Source organism: Flavobacterium frigoritolerans, assembly GCF_025847275.1.
Taxonomy (GTDB): Bacteria; Bacteroidota; Bacteroidia; order Flavobacteriales; family Flavobacteriaceae; genus Flavobacterium; species Flavobacterium frigoritolerans.
In genome coordinates this window covers 58,903-79,216 of sequence record NZ_JAOZEV010000006.1, presented here as the reverse complement: position 1 = coordinate 79,216, position 20,314 = coordinate 58,903, and the positions used below count along the sequence as shown (strand labels likewise).

General features: G+C 32.4%; 16 protein-coding genes and 1 pseudogene. 7 read left to right on the top strand and 10 right to left on the bottom strand.

Annotated elements, in window-relative coordinates:
- The first annotated feature begins 19 nt into the window (after positions 1-19).
- The 6 genes from OIU80_RS09775 to OIU80_RS09750 all read left to right on the top strand — a co-directional run bounded on the left by OIU80_RS09775 (position 20) and on the right by OIU80_RS09750 (position 9,863).
- On the top strand, positions 20-841 hold the full coding sequence (locus OIU80_RS09775; protein WP_264286831.1) for an alpha/beta hydrolase: 822 nt from the start codon (positions 20-22) through the stop codon (positions 839-841).
- 261 nt (positions 842-1,102) lie between these two features.
- Positions 1,103-2,941, top strand: coding sequence for an outer membrane protein assembly factor BamB family protein (locus tag OIU80_RS09770; protein WP_264286830.1), 1,839 nt, complete (start codon positions 1,103-1,105; stop codon positions 2,939-2,941).
- Between the two features lie 290 nt (positions 2,942-3,231).
- Positions 3,232-4,704 carry a glycoside hydrolase family 10 protein gene (locus OIU80_RS09765; RefSeq protein ID WP_264286829.1) on the top strand — a complete coding sequence of 491 codons (1,473 nt, stop codon included), beginning with the start codon at positions 3,232-3,234 and terminating at the stop codon, positions 4,702-4,704.
- A gap of 21 nt (positions 4,705-4,725) precedes the next feature.
- On the top strand, positions 4,726-7,230 hold the full coding sequence (locus OIU80_RS09760) for a beta-N-acetylhexosaminidase (RefSeq protein ID WP_264286828.1): 2,505 nt from the start codon (positions 4,726-4,728) through the stop codon (positions 7,228-7,230).
- 4 nt (positions 7,231-7,234) lie between these two features.
- Positions 7,235-8,539, top strand: coding sequence for a serine hydrolase domain-containing protein (locus OIU80_RS09755; RefSeq protein WP_264286827.1), 1,305 nt, complete (start codon positions 7,235-7,237; stop codon positions 8,537-8,539).
- 181 nt (positions 8,540-8,720) lie between these two features.
- Complete coding sequence (locus OIU80_RS09750; RefSeq protein ID WP_264286826.1) at positions 8,721-9,863, top strand: exo-beta-N-acetylmuramidase NamZ family protein; 1,143 nt, start codon at positions 8,721-8,723, stop codon at positions 9,861-9,863.
- A 60-nt stretch (positions 9,864-9,923) separates the two neighbouring features.
- Here the strand turns inward: OIU80_RS09750 and OIU80_RS09745 are convergent, their stop codons facing one another.
- From OIU80_RS09745 to OIU80_RS09730, 4 genes are all read right to left on the bottom strand, one after another.
- Positions 9,924-10,391 (bottom strand): PepSY-like domain-containing protein, encoded by a 468-nt coding sequence (locus OIU80_RS09745; protein WP_264286825.1) that lies wholly within the window; start codon positions 10,389-10,391, stop codon positions 9,924-9,926.
- A gap of 26 nt (positions 10,392-10,417) precedes the next feature.
- Positions 10,418-10,861 (bottom strand): PepSY-like domain-containing protein, encoded by a 444-nt coding sequence (locus OIU80_RS09740; RefSeq protein ID WP_264286824.1) that lies wholly within the window; start codon positions 10,859-10,861, stop codon positions 10,418-10,420.
- A gap of 72 nt (positions 10,862-10,933) precedes the next feature.
- Positions 10,934-12,205 (bottom strand): sensor histidine kinase, encoded by a 1,272-nt coding sequence (locus OIU80_RS09735; RefSeq protein WP_264286823.1) that lies wholly within the window; start codon positions 12,203-12,205, stop codon positions 10,934-10,936.
- Positions 12,205-12,876, bottom strand: a complete 672-nt coding sequence (locus OIU80_RS09730; RefSeq protein WP_264286822.1) for a response regulator transcription factor — start codon at positions 12,874-12,876, stop codon at positions 12,205-12,207. The genes OIU80_RS09735 and OIU80_RS09730 overlap by 1 nt, the downstream gene beginning before the upstream one ends.
- A 235-nt stretch (positions 12,877-13,111) precedes the next feature.
- Between OIU80_RS09730 and OIU80_RS09725 the strand changes: the two genes are divergently transcribed.
- Positions 13,112-14,056, top strand: coding sequence for a DUF4421 domain-containing protein (locus OIU80_RS09725; RefSeq protein WP_264286821.1), 945 nt, complete (start codon positions 13,112-13,114; stop codon positions 14,054-14,056).
- Between the two features lie 217 nt (positions 14,057-14,273).
- Here OIU80_RS09725 and OIU80_RS09720 read toward each other — a convergent pair whose 3' ends face one another.
- From OIU80_RS09720 to OIU80_RS09695, 6 genes and pseudogenes are all read right to left on the bottom strand, one after another.
- Complete coding sequence (locus OIU80_RS09720) at positions 14,274-15,599, bottom strand: serine hydrolase domain-containing protein (protein WP_264286820.1); 1,326 nt, start codon at positions 15,597-15,599, stop codon at positions 14,274-14,276.
- Positions 15,600-16,064: 465 nt separating this feature from the next.
- Positions 16,065-16,466 carry a helix-turn-helix domain-containing protein gene (locus tag OIU80_RS09715; RefSeq protein ID WP_264286819.1) on the bottom strand — a complete coding sequence of 134 codons (402 nt, stop codon included), beginning with the start codon at positions 16,464-16,466 and terminating at the stop codon, positions 16,065-16,067.
- Positions 16,467-16,749: 283 nt separating this feature from the next.
- Complete coding sequence (gene rpe, locus OIU80_RS09710; protein ID WP_195736782.1) at positions 16,750-17,412, bottom strand: ribulose-phosphate 3-epimerase; 663 nt, start codon at positions 17,410-17,412, stop codon at positions 16,750-16,752.
- A gap of 438 nt (positions 17,413-17,850) precedes the next feature.
- Positions 17,851-18,714 (bottom strand): sigma-70 family RNA polymerase sigma factor, encoded by an 864-nt coding sequence (locus tag OIU80_RS09705; RefSeq protein WP_026707723.1) that lies wholly within the window; start codon positions 18,712-18,714, stop codon positions 17,851-17,853.
- Between the two features lie 299 nt (positions 18,715-19,013).
- The gene (locus OIU80_RS09700) at positions 19,014-19,877 is read right to left on the bottom strand and encodes a sigma-70 family RNA polymerase sigma factor (protein ID WP_264286818.1); all 864 of its coding nucleotides are present in this window, start codon (positions 19,875-19,877) and stop codon (positions 19,014-19,016) included.
- A 195-nt stretch (positions 19,878-20,072) separates the two neighbouring features.
- A pseudogene (locus OIU80_RS09695) lies at positions 20,073-20,257 on the bottom strand (NAD(P)/FAD-dependent oxidoreductase); the annotation flags it as partial.
- Positions 20,258-20,314 lie beyond the last annotated feature (57 nt).

The following is a 20,314-nucleotide window of genomic DNA, read 5'->3' as shown; positions in this document are numbered from 1 at the left end:
CAAAAGAAACCATAATTCTATGAAAAAAACAATCTATATATTCCTCTTAGTTTTCATATTTTTTTCGGCAAAAGCAGCTAAGATTGACACTATACAGGTGTTTAGTACTTCGATGAATAAAAACATAAAAACATGTGTAATAGTTCCTGATAATTATAAAAAAAGAAAGAAAAATTTACCAGTGGTTTATCTGCTTCATGGGTATAGCGGAAATTATGCAACTTGGGTAAAAAGCTTTAAAGAAGTTGGGCAACAGGTTGATAAATATGGTTTTATAGTAATAGGAGTTGATGGTAATTTTTCAAGTTGGTATTTTGATAGTCCAATTGATCCCACTTATAAATATGAAACTTATATAATAGATGAATTAATTCCTTTTATAGACAAAAAGTACAAAACGATTGCAAGTCGTGAAGGTAGAGCAATATCGGGACTTAGTATGGGCGGACATGGAGCATTGTATCTTTCGTTTAAGCATCAAGAAGTGTTTGGAGCAGCAGGAAGCATGAGTGGAGGAGTAGATTTTCGTCCGTTTCCTGAAAAGTGGGATATCAAAAAACGTTTAGGCTCAATAACAGAATTTCCTGAGAATTGGGATAAAAATACCGTTGTAAATATGCTAGGATTAGTAGAAAATAATAATCTCAAACTTATTATCGATTGTGGCGTAGATGATTTTTTTATTGATGTAAACAGAGAACTTCATACAAAGATGCTAGGTCTAAAAATAAATCATGATTATATAGAGCGTCCGGGAAAACATAATATCGAATATTGGGAAAACTCTTTAAAATTTCAATTGCTGTTTTTTGATAATTTTTTCAATAGGGTTTTAGGATAGGGACAAAGGTTCAAAGGGACAGAGAGACAAAGGTTTTCTGTAGACGTACAGTGTAGAGACGCACCGCAGTGCGTCTAACATAAAGGATTAAAAGATTTTTAACAGTAAACGGTCGAAGCAATTACACAAATTAAATCTGCCGAATCTGCTAAATCTGCGAGAGGAAAAACACAAAGATGTATCGTAGAGACGCACCGCAGTGCGTCTAACACAACGTAACCACAATATAATTTGCTTCAAAATAAAGTAAAAAATAAACCAATGAAACATTCATTCTCCATAATATTATTGCTTTTTATAATCGCATCAGGGTTTTCTCAAAAGATAGAAAAATCAGGAAATATTAAGTTTGTACAGCTTACCGATTTACATGTCTCTGTAGGAAACGAAAATGATTTTTTACTGCAAAACATTATAAAAGAAATCAATAATTCGGATAATGAATTTGTTGTCGTAACAGGAGATCTTACGAATCGAGGAGCAGATGATGAACTAAAACAAGTACATTCTATTCTGGCTAAATTGAAAATTCCGTATTACGTAATCTCAGGAAATCACGAAACAAATTGGAGCGAAAGTGCTGGTTTGACATATAAAAAAATATGGGGCAATGATCGGTTTGTCTTCTCAAAAGGAGATTATCTTTTTATAGGATTTCCGTGTGGGCCATATATGAAAATGGGAGATGGTTTTGTAAAACATGAAGATGTTCTTTGGTTAGATAAAACATTAAAGGACAGTCTTAAAAACAGCAATAAAAAAGTCTTGAACTTTGCACATTACCCACTAGATAATAGTGTTAGTAATTATAAAGAAGTCCTATCTGTTTTAGAAAAGTATCCCACTGTAGCTAGTTTTTGTGGTCATGGACATACCTTAAAAAAATATGATTTCTCAGGATTGAGTGGAATTATGGGAGCATCTATTACCTCGCGCGATGGAAAAACAAGAAGTTATAACGAGGTAATCATCAGTAACGATAGTATTAGTGTTTATCAGAAAATGATAGATAAACCAGGTGTTTTTAATTTCTCAGTTCCCACTAAACCTTCAAAAATTGAAATTCCAAAAGATAATTTAGAAACTAATTTTCCGCCATTCATAAAAGACATTGCATCTATTTATAGTGTTCCATGCTTTGATAAAAAGAGCCTTTATTTTACTAATTCTATTGGTGAGATACAATCGATTAATTTGAAAAATAAAAAACAGAATTGGAAAATAGAGACAGGAAATTCAATTTATTTTTCCCCAATAGTTGTAAAAAACAATCTTGTAATCGGTACAATAGAAGGAAACCTGTTAGGATTTGAAAAAGGATCGGGTAAACAAAAATGGAGTATTCCAGTTGGCGGAGTATTGGTAGGTTCACCAATTGCTGAAAATGATAAAATTTATACAGCAAGTTCAACTGCTTTTATTTGCATAGATGCCGTTAGTGGTCAGGTAATCTGGAAGAATAATTTACCACAATCGTATTCGCAAGGAACTCCTTTAATAAAAGATGATAAAATTATTTTTGGAGCATGGGATACCAATCTTTATTGTCTAAATAAAAATACAGGAGAACTTATTTGGAAATGGAATAACGGAAATGAAAAGCAAGTTTTGTATTCAGCAGGAAACGTAAATGTAGTGTCGTCAAAAAATAGACTTTATTTTGTTACCCCCGAACGATTCTTAACAATTTTAGAACTGCAAACAGGCAAAACACTTTTAAGAACCTCCAAATGGAAAGTTAGAGAATCTATGGGAGAAAGTCAAGACGGAAAATGGTTTTATGCGAAAACAATGAATGGGGAACTTTTGAGATTACCACTTAATGATAATTTGGAATTAACCGAAGAAAATTTGATTAATCAAAGTAAGGTTTTGGATTTAAAACTTGGATACGAACACAATCCTGCAGCAATATTTGAAAATAACAATAAGATATATATAGGAAGCCGAAAAGGAGAAGTTGTAATTGTAGATGCTAAAAAATTTGAAATTATGAAACAAATTAATTTAGGAAGTTCAAGTGTAAATGGATTTTCAGTTGATGATAAAGGAAAAGTTTGGACATCGCTAATAGAAGGAGGAATTTATTTGCTGGAGTAAGTTTATCCTAACAGTTTTTTTTAAACCTGTTAGGGATCTATTATAGACAAATATTATGGAGCTTTTCGCGAAACAATTGCACAAATTAAATCTGCTTAATCTGCCAAATCTGCGTGAAAAAAAAATTACACGTTCCAAATTATGTTAAGAGTTTTGGGTTATTTTCCGCCACAGATTAAAGGATTAAACAGATTAATACCTTTGCGAGCTTAGCGTAAAACCCTTGCGAATTTTGCGGTTAAATCCTCCGCTAAAGATTAAAATATATTAACAAACCAAAAATAGAATTTATGAAAAACTTAAAAATTTTAATTCTAGTGTTGCTGTTTCAAGCCAATCTTTTTGGACAACAACCAGCAAAAAGAGAAATGCGGGCCGCTTGGATATCTACCGTTGATAATATAGATTGGCCATCAAAACCAGGACTTTCTGATAAAGAAATGAAAGCAGAAATGATAACGCTTTTGGATAATTTACGATCTTATAATTTGAACACTGTAATTTTTCAAATTCGCCCTACAGCAGATGCCTATTATAAATCGACAAAAGAACCAGCATCACATTGGATAACCGGGACTCAGGGAGTTGCTCCAGGTTTTGATCCCTTGCAGTTAATGATAGATGAAGCAGGAAAAAGAGGAATGAGTGTGCATGTTTGGCTAAATCCGTATCGTGTACAAAAAGACACAACCAAGGATGTACTAGCAAAAACACATTTGTATTTTAAGAAACCAGAGTTATTCCTTACTTACGGAAAAACCAGATATTTTAATCCAGGTTACAAAGAAACCAGAGATTTTGTAGCCTCAGTAGTGGGCGAAATAGTTCGAAATTATGATATTCAGGCAATACACATGGATGATTATTTTTATCCATATAAAATTGTAGGGCAAGAATTTCCGGATCAGGTTGCATTTGCCAAAGAACCTCGACAATTTAAAGACAAAGACGATTGGAGAAGAGACAATGTTGATTTAATAATCAAGCAAATAAGAGATACTATAATTGCAAATAAACCAGAGGTCGAATTCGGAATTTCACCTTTTGGAGTATGGCGAAATATAGCTAGAGATTCAGAAGGATCAAATACTGTGGCAGGAGCTACAAATTATGATGATTTGTATGCTAATATTTTAAAATGGCAGAAAGAAAACTGGATAGACTATGTAGCACCTCAACTGTATTGGCATATTGGTTTTGATAGAGCAAATTTTGAAGTTTTGGCAAAATGGTGGGCAGAACATAAATATGGAGCAAATGTTTATATCGGTCATGGGGAGTATAAGATTTCGAAAACATCTAAAGACATAGAATGGAGAAGTCCAGATCAAATTGTGAAGCAAATAGAAATGATTAGAAACTTACCATTGATAGACGGTTCTATGCATTTTACGGCAAATGTTTTTAAAAGAATGGGAGATACACTTAGAAAACCTATTATCGAAAAACAATATAAATATATTGCATTAACACCAGAAGCAAATAGAATTACAAGGATAAAACCAGAACCACCAATAAGTACGTCCATTACTCAAAAAGGAGATAAAGGGGTACTTACTTGGAAGGCAGGATTAAACAATAAAAAATATGTGATCTATAGATTTCCTAAAGGAAAAATAACCGATTTCTCTAATCCAGAGAATATTTACTACGTAACCACAGCAACAAAATTAGAAGTACCAAATGCTAATTTTGAAAACTATATATATGCTATTACCGCTTTGAGTACCACACAAACGGAAAGTATTCCAATACAATTTTAACAAAACAAAAAACCAGAAAAGATGAAAAAAAGTATGCTACTAATCGCAGTTTTCCTGAGTTCCCTGAATATATTACAAGCTCAGAAACTCGATATAATTCCGCAGCCAGTAAAGATAGAACAGAAAGAAGGAACATTTGTAATTCCTTCATCAGTACAAATTTTTGTAGACAAAAAAATACAAAATAGTGCAGATTATATAGGAAGTGATTTTTTTAGAAATACAGGAATTAAACCGATTGTTACTATTGGGAAAGGGCATAAAAAAGAGGGAATATCATTTTTAGTAGATGAAAAAATAAATCTTCCAAATGATGGTTATGAATTGAGCGTAACTAAAAAAGGAGTTGTAATAAAAGGAAAATCTTCAAATGGAGTCTTAAATGGACTTCAAACCTTATTGCAGATTTGTACTGCCAAAGAGGTAAAAAAAGGAACAATACCATTTGTAAAAATAGAAGATTATCCTCGTTTTGAATGGCGCGGAATGATGCTTGATGTATCAAGACAGTTTTTTGACAAGCAAACAGTTAAGAATTATATCGACTGGTTAGCAGCACATAAGATGAATATTTTTCATTGGCATCTTACCGATGATAACGGTTGGAGAGCCGAAATCAAATCGATGCCAGACTTAACCTTAAAAGGAGCTTGGAGAGGTCCAGGAGAAGTATTGTTGCCATCATACGGTTCAGGAAACAAACGCTACGGAGGGTATTATACCCAAGCTGATATGAAAGAAGTTGTAGCGTATGCAGCAGCACGTGGAATTTCAATCATGCCAGAAATCGAAATTCCGGGACATTCTCGCGCAGTAACAGCAGCGTACCCAGAAATAGGTTGTGTTACGACACAAGAAACAAAAAGTGTACAGGGAGAAGTAAAAAATGTATGGTGTGTGGGGCGTGAAGAAAACTATCAAATTTTAGATTCTATAATTAGAGAAGTTTCAGAAATGTTTCCTTTTGATTATATACATGTAGCAGGCGATGAGGTAAACAGAGCCAATTGGGAACATTGCCCAAAATGTAAAGCGTTGATGGAAAAAGAAGGCTATACAGATACGTTCCAGCTTCAGAATTATTTCTTTAAACGTGTGGAGAAAATCGTAGAAAAATACCATAAAAAAGCGGCAGGTTGGAATGAAATATTGAAAGGAGGAGAAATGAGTCCAAACACAGAAATCTTAGCTTGGCAGGGAATAAACTACGGAATAGAATCGGCTAAAAAAGGATATTCAACAATAATGATTCCGGGTCAATATTTATATTTTGATATGGCACAGTCCGAAAATGAGCGCGGTCATCGCTGGGCAGCAATTACAGATACAAAAAGAGCTTATTCGTTTGAGCCAATTCCAGATAATGATTTAACACCCGAGCAACAAAAACTGATAAGAGGAGTTCAAGGCGCTTTGTGGAGCGAATATTTGGATCGCCCAACACGATTTGTAGAATACCAAAGTTATCCAAGAATTAGTGCTTTGTCAGAAATTGGATGGTCTAAAAAAGAAGATAAAAATTGGGATAATTTTTACGGAAGATTAACCAATAGTCATTTACAGCGTTTGGCTAATATGGGAATCGCTTTTAGAGATTTTCCTCCAACAGCAATTTATAAAAGTGGAATCATTACAGTAACACCACCTTATGAAGGAGCTGTTGTACGTTATGATGCGCAAGGAAATGAACCAACAAGACAATCGCCTTTATATACAAATCCAATTCAGACAAAAGAGTATGAGCAATATCAATTCCGTACATTTTTTAATGAAGATGCAGCAAGCCCAGCAGTAAAAGTAGAGAAGCTGCCAGTAGCAAGTTGGAATACATCAAAAGTTGAAACTTTAATTGTTTCGGAGAATATTTCGGAGCATGTCGATAAAAGTGGGATTTGGTACCTAACTTTTAATCCAACAGCCGACGGAACAGCAAGTGGAATAGTAAAATCAGTTTCACTTTTTGAAAATGATAAATTAATACAAACCTATTCAGAAGAAAAAACACTGAAGTCAAAACCTCGTTTGCGATTTGTGATTGAAAATTACAACGATAAAAATAATTATCGTTTGGATTTTACTGTTGAAAATAAAGAAGCAAAAGAATCTGCAGCGAAAGTAAACTTCAATTGTTCACCTTATATGGAACCAGAGGTAAAAGTAACCTCATCAATGGTCGAGAATCCGAAATTTCCATTATCAAGATTAGAAGATTATAATATAGAAACCTATTTGCGTACAGATGTTCCGTGTGTAAGTGGAGACTGGATTTTATACACTTTCACTAATCCTGTTGTTTCTTCAAAAATCGATGTGTTAACAGGAATTCCGCATCACCCAAGATTTATTGTAAATGATGGTTATGTTGAATACTCGTATAACGGAGTTGATTTTGAAAAAGGAGATATTTTTGATTATGGAAATGCCTCAATCTATCCGAAACAACCTGTAAAAGCAGTTAAAATTATGATTACAGGAACAAATAACGAGCCAATTATGGCTGGGCAGGATTTAAGAATTAACCCTTAAAAGAATGAAAAAAATAGGAGTCAGAATCGTACTTGTTTTTTTGATCCTTTTAGGGATTAGTTGCCATTCCCTAAAGAACTCAAAAAAGTCTTTTGATACAAAGCAAAATGAAATTTATATCGATTCGATGGTAAATAATGCACTCGAAAAAGAATTTTTTCCGGGAGCACAAATTGTTGTGGGGAGTAAAGACTCTGTTTTTATTTTGAAAAATTATGGTTACCATGATTACTCAAAAAAAGAATTAGTTAAAACAGACGATGTGTACGATCTGGCTTCTATGTCTAAAGTTTTGGGAGCAACTCTAGTGGCAATGCATTTGGTTGGAGAAGATAAAATAAACTTAGAAGATAAACTGGGAGATGTAGTTAGCATTTACAAAAATACAGCCATTGCCGATTTAACTCTTTTTGAATTATTAACACATACTACGGGACTAAAATCAGGCATTGTTTTTTATCAAAGCCTACTTTCTACATCAGATGGATTACCGTTGTTAAGCAGCCAAAAATCAGAAAATTATCCTGATTTATTTGATAATATGTATGTAAACAAGAATATAGTTTATGATTCCAACTACCTTTCTTTCGAACCAAAAGACAATTATGTGCAAGTTTATAAAAATATGTGGTTGAATCCTGAATTTTATAAAACGGGATATGAGAAAATAGCTGTAGCCAATACCAATCCTCGTGGTAAGTATTTGTATAGCGATTTAAACTTGATTCTTGTGCAACAAATGATGGAGACAAAAACAGGAAAAAAGTTGGATCAACTAGCGAATGAAATTTATAGTGAATTAGTTATTTCAAAAATCGGATATAATCCGCTGAAATGGACTTCAGAGCAAAAAGTGATACCAACTGAAATTGATAACTTTTTTAGAAAGGATACTATTAAAGGATATGTACATGATGAAGCAGCAGCCATTTTAGGAGGAGTTTCGGGAAACGCAGGGCTATTTGCAAATGCACAATCTATCTCGGTAATATGCCAAATGTTACTTAATAAAGGAAAGTATCATGGAAAACAAATTCTAAAAGCAAAGGTGGTTAGAGAGTTTACAAATTCACCTCTTACCAAAAAAGGAATTTATCGCGGGCTTGGTTTTGATAAACGAAAACCAGATGAATTTTATAAGAAAAATGATTTTGGACATACAGGATTTACAGGAACGTTTTTCTTTTTAAATCCCAATAATAATAGGTTTTTGATTATTCTTACTAATCGTGTAAACCCAACCAGAACCAATAGATTAATGTATAAAGATGATTTTTGCCCGAAAATCTGGAAACAAATAAATGAGTAAGTAAGTAGAGTTACCACAGATTAAAGGATTAAAAAAGATTTTTGTTTCACACAGATTTAATTTAAATTTTATAATCTGTGATTATCTGCAGAATCTGCAGAATCTGCGAGAAAAAAACAGACAACATTTGCAGAATCTGCGTGAAAAAAAACTTTTAATCCATGGCGAAAAAATAAAAATTATGAAAAAACTAATATTGATTTGTATTTTAATTACAACAGTTTCTTTTGCGCAAAAAATAAAAACAGGCGCAGAAAATTATACGGAATATTTACCTTTATTGAAAGGGAAGACCGTTGGTATTGTAACCAATCAAACAGGTATTATTGACAAGAAAACCCATCTTGTTGATTTTTTGGTTGAAAAGAAGGTAAAGATAAAAACCATTTTTGCACCAGAACATGGTTTTAGAGGTACTGCCGATGCAGGTGAGCATGTGTCAGATGAAGTAGATACAAAAACAGGCCTCTCTATTGTTTCTCTTTATGGAAAAAATAACAAACCTAGTTCTGAACAATTGAAAGGAATTGATGTCATGATATTTGATTTACAAGATGTAGGGACAAGGTTATATACATATGTTTCTACAATGCACAGAATAATGGAAGCATGTGCAGAGAATAATGTTCCGTTGATAGTTATGGATCGCCCAAATCCAAATATAGGTATTGTAGATGGACCTGTTTTGGATATTGCTTTTCAAAGCGGAATAGGAATGCACAGAACTCCTTTGCTTCACGGAATGACTCTAGGTGAAGAAGCCAAGATGATTAATGGAGAAAAATGGCTAAAAGATGGAATTCAATGTGAGTTGACTGTTATCCCGTGTTTGAATTATGACAGAAGTATGAGTTATAGTTTGCCTGTACGACCTTCTCCAAACTTGCCTAATGACCAATCTATTAATTTATATGTTAGCTTATGTCTTTTTGAAGGAACTAACGTGAGCATGGGACGTGGAACCGAAAAACAATTTCAGATTTATGGATCTCCCTATTTACCAAAAAGCGATTTTGCATTTACTCCCAAGCCTAATTTTGGGGATAAAGACCCTCTATATAATGGAGTAGAGTGTAATGGAGAGGATTTATCGGCAATTCCTAAAATAGATAAACTAGAAATCAAATGGTTGATTAAGGCATACCAAACAACATCGGATAAATCTAAGTTTTTTGACAAAAGAAAGTTTTCAATACGAGCAGGAAATGAAAAATTACAGCAACAAATTGAAGCAGGAATCTCAGAAAAAGAGATAAGAAATAGCTGGAAAGAAGGTTTACAAGCCTTCAAAAAAATGAGAAAGCAATACTTGATTTATAAATAGAAACAATAAAAAAAATACCGCCTCATAATTAGAGACGGTATTTTACTTTTAATCAAATTCTTATTTATCTATTCGAATAAAATTTCCTTCAAGATCAAATACAAGTTCCAGATTATTAGAAAGTTCTATTTCGATATGCGTTTTTTCATTATCTATCGATGTTACTGATTGACTAGGATAATTTTCCTTTACATAAGTATTGATTTTTTCAGGAATTAATTCAACAGGAATTGCTTGGTTATTTCCATCGATGTCAACCCAATTTCCATTTACATCAAAATCAATTTCGAAATTATTACTCAGTGAAACATCATATACAGAACCATCAGAATCGGGAATGTTTTGTTTTTTTATTAGTTTATATGTAGCAGTAGGGAAATATGAGGTAACAAATGTTGTTGCCGGTTGAGGTAAATCCTTAGCGCTAATTATAGATTCATAATCATTATTATCATCATCACTACTACAAGATGTTGCCGAAAATAAAAGCGTTAAGGCAATAAAGCCGGATAAGATTATTTTTTTCATGATTAAAAGTATTAAATTATTGATTCTTAATTATCGATTCTTATAAAATTGCCTTTAGAGTTAAATTCTAACTCTAAACCGTTGCTTAAGTTTACTTCGTAACCCCAAGCACCTTTGTCAATTTTGGTTATTGCTGTATTAGCAAAATGGGTATTTATGTAAGATACGATTTTTTTTGGAATTATAGTTATAGGAATAGCCTGATGATTACCATCTACTTCTTCCCAATTTCCTTTTCCATCAAATTCAACTTCTAGATTAGTAGCAAACTGAACTTTGTAATCTTTAGAGAACATTTCTTTATCCTCAACTATATAAGTAGGTTCTTGTCCTGCAAAATGGGTTTTTAAAAAAGTTTGAGCATTTACAGGTAATGCGGCTTTAGTAATTACAGTTTTTTGAGCATTTGCAGAAAGTCCAAACGCTAATCCTGCTATTAGGCACATAGCCAAGTTTAATTTAGTTTTCATAATTATTTATTTTTAATTCTAATACAAGTGTATAACCAGAATTTGGAAACAATTAGGAAAATAGATAAAAGACTACTTTTTTGGAAAATTAATTTTGAATTGATGATTTCCAGTGAATAAATATTCGATAGTAATCGAGTAATTATTTATAATCGATTTTACAATAGATAAACCTAAACCAGTAGATTCATTTGTTGTTGTATGACGATAGAATCTTCCGAAAATTAATTCAGAATTTAAAGGAGAATTGTTTCCGCTGTTTGAAATTATGATGTCATTCTTGTTTATTATGAAATTAACAAAACCATCTGGATGATTATGAATTAATGCATTTTTTAATAAATTGCTAATTAACGCAATTGCCAAACCTTTGTTCATCATAAAATACAATGAATCATTTTCGACTACTGTTATTTTTACTTTTTTGAAATCAGCTAAATCAGTGTAGTCGTCTATTAGTAATAAAATGAGCTCATTAAAGTTAACATTTTCTCCTTCCGAGAATTGTTGATTCTCTATTTTGGATAACATCAATAAAGATTTATTTAATCTTGTCAATCGATTTAATGTATCAGTTATCTTTCCTATTTCCATCATTTGTTCATCAGAAAGAGTACTATTCTCTGCAAACAATTCGAGTTTGTTTATACTAATTGCAAGTGGTGTTTGTAGTTCATGAGAAGCATTCTCTATAAATTGTTTCTGACTAGAATAAATTGTTTCGTTACGATTAATCATTTTCTCCACTTCTTTGGCTAGAATATTGAATTCCGTAATAGAAGAATTTACAGGTTTTAACCGGCTGCCAGTTCCTAATTTAATTTCTTTAAGATTCTCTAAAATGATATGAAACGATTTCCATATTTTTTTTAAGAGTAAATGATTAACTGCCAATATACTAATTACGAGCATAACATATAAACCAATTAAAGCAAGCAGTAAATCTTCTAATAATTCATCTTCTTCAACAATCGATGCTTTTATAATTAGTTCATGAGGATTACCCTTATCATCATTAAAAATAGTTTTTAATGTTCTGATAGGTTCGTTATCATTATCATATTCCATGAATTCCTTAGAAGTAGAAAATTTATCTTTTCGAGAATAATTACCTTTTGGAAGTGGTTTTATCGTAAACTTATTGATTCCAAATTCTGGAGAATTTAATAGTTTTTTGTCGGCAAAAGCATGACGGATAATAATGATTTTAGAATTCTTTAAATCATCATCGATATTATCATGTACCTCATCTAAAATTAGCATATAAAAAATCCCAGCCCAAATAGGGATTACAATAAGAAGCGTAAGTGCGAGATAGCGAATGGTGTAGTTTTGTAATTTCATTAATTCATTTTATATCCAATTCCGTAAACTGCCTGAATATCAATTTCGGCATCACTATCTTTTAGTTTCTTTCGTAAATTTTTAATTTGAGAATACACAAAGTCTAAATTGTCTGCCTGATCCGTATGGTCGCCCCAAACATATTCGGCTATTGCAGTTTTATTAATCAATCGATTTGGGTTTATTATAAAATAGTAAAGTAAATCAAACTCTTTTCTGTTTAAGATTAGTTCTTTATTATCTATAACTACGGTACGTTGTTCAGGGCAAAGAGTTACGTTTTTCCAAACAATTAAATTGTCTCCATTATGATTGTTTCTACGTAGTGCCGATTTAATTCGGGCATGTAGTTCTGATAAATGAAAAGGCTTGCTTAAATAATCATCAGCGCCTAAATCCAATCCTTTTACTTTATCATCTACAGCGTCTTTTGCCGAAATAATGATAACGGCACTTTGCTTTTTCTGATTTTTTATTTCTCTCAGTAAGTCTAAGCCATTTCCATTAGGAAGCATAATATCTATTAATATGCAATCATAATCATATGCGCCTAGTTTGTCTAGCCCAGAAATGTAATCATGTGCAGTTTCTACAATATATTTTTCTTTTTCAAGTGATTGTTGGACCACTTCACGTAAACCGGCCTCATCTTCTATTATTAAAATTTTCATGTCCTGTCAGTTTTATGTAATTCAAAAGTATGAATACCAATCAAAATAAAACTCGATTTCTGGAAACATTTAGGAATAAATAGATTTGTTAACTTTCTTTTTTGAGATAATGTAAGTCCTAAATAATATTGATTTATACTTTTGTAGAAGTATTAGGTTTTTTAGATACTTGATGAAATCTTGTTATTGTTTTTTTTTGAATAATAAGGACCAATAATTTCCGTTTTATAGCATAATGAAAGCATATTTTTATTTTTTACTCATTTTTACTCTTCCATATCTTTGCAATGCGCAAATTGATACTACTTATGTTAAACCTTTTGAGAATAAGCTTTCGCTAAGAACATATCTATCTATGAAGTTTATTTCGATGGAACAGGAAATAGACGGAGATATTAAAAAATTCATGCCAAATACACCTATGAATTTAGGTTTTGGAGTGTCTATAAATAACACTATAATTAATTTGAGTTATGGATATGGTTTGAATTTTATGAAAGATAAAGAAAAGGGAAAGACTAAAGCATTGGATTTTCAAATCCATAATTATGGACGAAAGTTTATAATTGACCTTTTTGTCCAAAAGTATCGCGGATTTTATACTGCTGATGATAATGATAAAAATATACAGTTGTACCCAGATTTAAAAATTCAGCAATATGGGGCATTTGGACAGTATGTTTTTAATAATAAAAAATTCTCTTATAAGGCAGCTTTTAATCAAAATGAAAGACAATTAAAATCCGCGGGAAGTTTTTTACTTGGAGGAGGTGTTTATTTCACAAAAATAGATTCAGATAGTTCTTTTGTACACAAGACTAAGAATTCTTTACACAATTTTCAGTTTGGAGTAAGCGGAGGTTATGCTTATACTTGGGCGATTAATGAAAAATGGTTTGCCAGTGGTTCAGCAACAATGGGAGCCAACTTTGGTACTGAAAGAATAAATTATTTTGGTAAGAAAAAGATCGAAATATACCCCACATTCTTTCCAAGAGTGGCAATAGGATATAATAAAGAAAAATGGTCACTTGGGTTATCCTATGTTAATAATCTTATTTTTTCTTCATTTTCAGATAATAACAATAGTAGCATAGGATTGTCCTCTGGAAATTTCCAGATTGCTTATATATGGCGGCTTAATTCTAATCCTTTTTGGGGTAAGAGAGAAACAAAGTAAATATTAACTTTATTGAGTATGATTTTTAACACATAGAGGCATAGTCTACAAAGTCTAAAAAAGACGTTTCACTTAAAATAAATCGCATAAGCTATGCGAAAAAATTATAGTTTTCCAGAAACAGCTTGAATTATGTTTTTAAATCTATGTTTCTATGTGTTAAATTTTCAGCAAATCAAGTATTAAATGTTTTCGTTTAAGCAATAGGCTTTAGTACTTATTTGGCTTTAATAAGATATTTTGCTACAGCTTCATAGGCAGGTAGCGAATAGGGATCATTTGCAGCATTACTTGCTACTGGATTTGATGCAAAACGTACAATAACCATATCTGCTTTTGGATCTATGTAAATAACCTGTCCATGTACTCCACGAGCGCAAAAAGCACCATTGGCATTATTGGTAATCCACCACATATTTCGATAGCTCCATCCTTTTAAAAGAGTGTAATTTGCTTTAGCAAATGCTTTTTTATCCCCCCCCTTTTTTATATCATCAATTGCTGATTTTGGAATAATTTGTTCATCACCCGCTTTTCCGTTATTTAAAATTAACTGACCAAAACGTGCCATATCTCTTAATCCTAAATTATAACCACCACCAGCAAAAGGAGTTCCAATGGCATCTACTGAATAATAAGCATCTTGATCAGTACCTAGTTTTTTCCATATTTTTTCAGATAAGACTTCGGCTATAGTTTTTCCTGTAACTCTGGCAATAATCCAACCTAAAACATCAGAGTTGACTGTCTTGTAACCGAAGGCCTCTCCATGAGTTCCTTTTTTCTTTACCGTCGGAAGGTATTCATAATACGTTTTCGGTCCATCATAATTCTTAGGTTTTGGTAGCGGATTACCAGCTGCTGAAAATTTCCATATTTCGGCATTAGGGTCGGCATAGTCCTCGCTGAACTGTAAAGCAGTGGTCATATCCATAACTTGTCTAACTGTTGCGTCTCCAAATGCTGAGTTTTGAAGCTCAGGTATGTATTCAGAAACAAGCTTGGTAGGGTCTATAAGTCCTTCCTGTACTAATGAAATCCCAAGAGTACCAGTAAAAGATTTTGTAACCGACATAGCTGCATGTTGACCATCAACGGTTAATGCGCCTAAATATTTTTCATATACAATTTTCCCGTGATGCATAATGATTACCCCATCGGCGTAAACTTTTTGCAGTGATTCTTCCCAAGTAATTGATTTTTTTTCGCCTAAAGGGGTGAATTTAATTTTATCAATATCACTCTTGATATTTGTTTCTAATGGGCTTGAAGAACCTAGACCACGAGAAACATTTATTGTTGGCATGAATTGACGCATATGGGCTACACTCCATCTTAATGCAGGGAATTGAAAGAAACTTCCATCATCAAAACGAGGAATACGGTCTGCGGGTGGTGGAGAGCCAACCATCCAGCCCATCTTGATTGGGTCACTTTGTTCGGCATTTAGATATTTAGTTTTTTCTTGAGCGTTAGCAATGTCGCCTACTATAAATGCTAAACAGGTAAATAAAATACTCGAATTAAAATAAGTTTGTTTCATGTTGTCTTAATTTATTTAGCTAATGAGGAATCGAAAATTGAATTCAGAGGAAATTATTATCTAATAATTTCTGAAAAAAAAATAGGAATTTACGCTAAGTTAAGAACTTAATTTTAAAATGTTAAATTTTGTCAGAATATAATTCATACAACATGAAACAAAATTGTAGTTATTATTCGAAAGATCTTTTGGTATAATAGATTAAAAGTCTTTTTTTTACGCAGATTGAATTTAAAAAGTAGTCATAAATAAATCTGTACTCGTCAGCTCAAATTTTTTTAAAATCTGCGAGAGAAAAATTTTAGCCATTCTAGATAGCTGTCGGGATAAAAGGAGTTTTTAGCGCATCCAGAGAAAACCTTTGTGTCTTAGTACCTCGGAGCCTTAGCTAACTGACGAAGTAATTATACGAATTTTAGCGAATGATAGCGCGGAAATTCTTTCTGTGCCAGTTATAGGTTATTTTTATTTTAATAATTTTTCCAAATACTCAACTTTATCTTTTTCAGCCTGAACTAAACGTTCGTACAATTCAATTATTTTATCTACTGTATTAAAAGTTGGCTGATAATTCACAGAACTTGCAATCAATGTAGAGTTATCACTACTTGTATTATGATAAGTATTAGAAATTATATTAAATACAGCTTCATCACTATAATTTCTAATTGCTTCTGTAGAAACCCCTAAAACTACTGCAATAGCTTGTAGTTTTTCTTCATCAATAGTTTCACTTGCTTCAATATTAGATACAGATTGTTGGCTTACTCCAATTGCTATAGCCAATGCTTCTTGTTTCATGCCACGTAGTTCTCTAATTCGGCTAATGTTTCTGCCTATATGTTTTGGTTTTGTTGCTGTGTCCATAGTTCAAAGATATTTAAAATTCTTTTAAAAAATAAGTTTTGGTAAAAAACAAATATTACGTGGTAAGATAAAATACTTAATAGTTCGATGTGATACTAAAAACCATTCCTTGTGTGTATTAAATAAAAAAGTGTCATAAATGATTGTTTAATATTTAAATAAAAATTTATGAATTTGCCCAACACGTTAATCTAAATTGTAAAACGTTTCAAGTTTTAGAATGGACATAAAAAAAGCCGAAGATTTATCTTCGGCTATTGTATTTTTATTTGCTTCTGAAAAATTAAAAAGAAGTCAGCGCTTTTAAATCGGCAATAGTTGCTGTTGGGTTTTCTGCTTTAAAAACATAACTTCCAGCTACTAGAACATCTGCTCCGGCTTCTACTAATTGTTTTGCATTTTTATTGGTTACACCACCATCAATTTCTATAATAGTTGATGCATTTTTTCTAGTAATTAAATCTTTTAGCTTTTTTACTTTGGCATAGGTATTTTCAATAAATGATTGTCCACCAAAACCAGGATTTACACTCATGATACAAACTAAATCAATGTCATTAATAACATCTTCTAACAAATCAATGTTTGTATGTGGATTTATTGCTACTCCTGCTTTCATGCCTTCTGCTTTTATAGCTTGTAAAGTTCTATGAAGATGTGTACAAGCTTCATAATGTACACTTAATATATTGGCACCTAAGTCAGCAAAAGTTTTAATATATCGATCAGGATCAATAATCATCAAGTGAACATCGATGGTTTTTTTAGCATGTTTGTTTATCGCTTCCAAAACTGGCATTCCAAAAGAAATGTTCGGAACAAAAACGCCATCCATTATATCGATATGAAACCAGTCGGCTTGACTGTTGTTAATCATCTCGATATCACGTTGTAGGTTAGCAAAATCGGCTGCAAGAACTGAGGGTGCAATTAGTGTATTTTTCATTGTGTAGTTGTGTGTTGTATTATTTTTTTGCAAAGATAATTTTTTTAACTGCAAAGTTCACAAAAGCTTTTAATCTATTTAATCCTTTATTCTGTGGCTAAAAGGAAGGTTCAAAGGTTTTCTCTGGATGTGGTAAAACTTCAATATTAGTCATGAAATATTTAATCGCAAAGCTTTTCGAACGTTGTGTTTTGTTACATCTTATTTATGAGATCTTCGCGCCCTTGCGGTTAAATAGCAATAGGTTAAATCTCAATATAAGTTATGAAAATCATTCAGGTACTAAAAAAATAAAACTCCGGTAATCAGCCGGAGTTTCAATCATCAATCAAAAAACGAACAGTCAATCAAACTGTTGTTTGCGTTAAAAACATTTCATGTTTCAAGTTTCAAGTTATTTTGAGTAACCTGAAACCTGAAACTTGAAACCAAATATTATTATCCTAAATAGGTTTTAAGAATTTTACTTCTTGAAGTATGTTTTAATCTACGGATTGCTTTTTCTTTAATCTGACGTACACGCTCACGAGTTAAATCGAAAGTTTCTCCAATTTCTTCTAGTGTCATTGGGTGTTGGTCTCCAAGTCCAAAATATAAACGAACTACATCTGCCTCTCTTGGAGTTAATGTTTCTAGTGAACGTTCTATTTCTGTACGTAATGATTCGTGAATTAATTCTCTGTCTGGGTTTGGAGATTCGCCTGAACGTAATACATCGTAAAGGTTTGAATCTTCTCCCTCTACAAGAGGAGCATCCATTGATAGGTGACGACCAGAGTTTTTCATAGACTCTTTTACGTCATTTACTGTCATGTCTAGTTCCTTAGCAATTTCTTCAGCAGATGGTGGGCGCTCATTAGATTGCTCTAATAATGCATACATCTTGTTGATTTTATTGATAGAACCAATTTTATTTAAAGGTAAACGAACGATACGTGATTGTTCAGCTAATGCTTGAAGGATCGATTGACGAATCCACCAAACTGCGTATGATATAAATTTGAAACCACGTGTTTCATCAAAACGCTGTGCAGCTTTGATCAAACCTAAATTTCCTTCGTTTATTAAATCGGGAAGTGTTAACCCTTGATTTTGATATTGTTTTGCCACCGATACCACAAAACGTAAGTTGGCTTTTGTTAATTTTTCTAATGCTCTTTGATCACCGGCTTTAATCTTCTGTGCTAACTCTACTTCTTCGTCAGCGGTAATTAGGTCAACTTTTCCAATTTCTTGTAAATATTTGTCTAATGAAGCAGTCTCACGATTGGTTACCTGCTTGGTGATTTTAAGTTGTCTCATGTTTTTGTCTCCTCAATTTTTAAGTGTACATATGGTTATACGTATGGAGTTACAAAAAAGTTACAATTAAATTAAAAATATTTTAAAATAATAATTCATCTAATTGAGTATTTGACTTTTAATGTAGTAATTTATTTTTTGAATTGTATGATTGTAAAACAAAACTCCGGTAATCAGCCGGAGTTTCAATCATCAACCAAAAAACGAACAGTCAATCAAACTGTTGTTTGCGTTAAAAACATTTCAAGTTTCAAGTTATTTTGAGTAACCTGAAACCTGAAACTTGAAATCCAATAGTATTATCCTAAATAAGTTTTAAGAATTTTACTTCTTGAAGTATGTTTTAATCTACGGATTGCTTTTTCTCTGATCTGACGCACACGCTCACGAGTTAAGTCAAAAGTTCCACCAATTTCTTCTAATGTCATTGGATGTTGGCTTCCAAGACCAAAATACAACCGAATCACATCTGCTTCTCTTGGAGTTAATGTTTCTAGAGAGCGTTGTATTTCTGTACTCAATGATTCATGAATTAATTTTTTGTCTGGATTTGGAGATTCATCAGAACGCAATACATCGTAAAGGTTTGAATCTTCTCCATCTACAAGAGGAGCATCCATCGATAAATGACGACCAGAGTTTTTCATAGACTCTTTTACGTCGTTTATTGTCATATCTAATTCTTTTGCAATTTCTTCAGCAGATGGTGGGCGCTCATTACTTTGCTCTAATATAGCATATGCTTTATTGATTTTATTGATTGAGCCAATTTTGTTTAAAGGCAAACGAACGATACGAGATTGCTCTGCCAGTGCTTGAAGAATCGCTTGACGAATCCACCAAACGGCGTATGATATAAATTTGAAACCACGTGTTTCATCAAAACGTTGTCCAGCTTTAATCAAGCCTAAATTTCCTTCGTTTATTAAGTCAGGAAGTGTTAACCCTTGATTTTGATACTGTTTTGCTACTGATACTACAAAACGTAAGTTGGCTGTTGTTAATTTTTCTAATGCAAGATGGTCACCCACTCTAATCTTTTGTGCTAACTCTACTTCTTCCTCAGCGGTAATTAGGTTAACTTTTCCGATTTCTTGTAAATATTTATCTAATGAAGCAGTCTCACGATTAGTTACCTGCTTGGTAATTTTAAGTTGTCTCATGTTTTTATCTCCTCAATTTTTAAGTGTACATAGAGTTATGTGTATGAATTTGTAAAATCACAACAATTCAGATTGTGTTTTTAGCCAGCAGTTTTTTTAGAATACTTAGTAATAATTTGTGCGTTCCAATTGCTTTTCATCTGGCGCTTCTTCTTCAAGATAACGTTCAATACTGTCGTCTAATTCTTTTATTCATGGGGTATGGTGTTTTCCTACTCCAGTCCTTCTGGTGTAGTTCCACATTCCATACCAGTTATCTTGTTTTCATAACACTTGATTTCTGGTGTTTTATTACCTTTTTTCTGTTCCGGTTTAAATGCGCGTAACATAGCAAGACCACTAGGACCAGCTCTAATAATTCCTACTTTAAAATTCATAATGCAAAAAAGTTTCTACCGAGATGAAAATCACAGTAATTAAATATAATTGTATCGTTA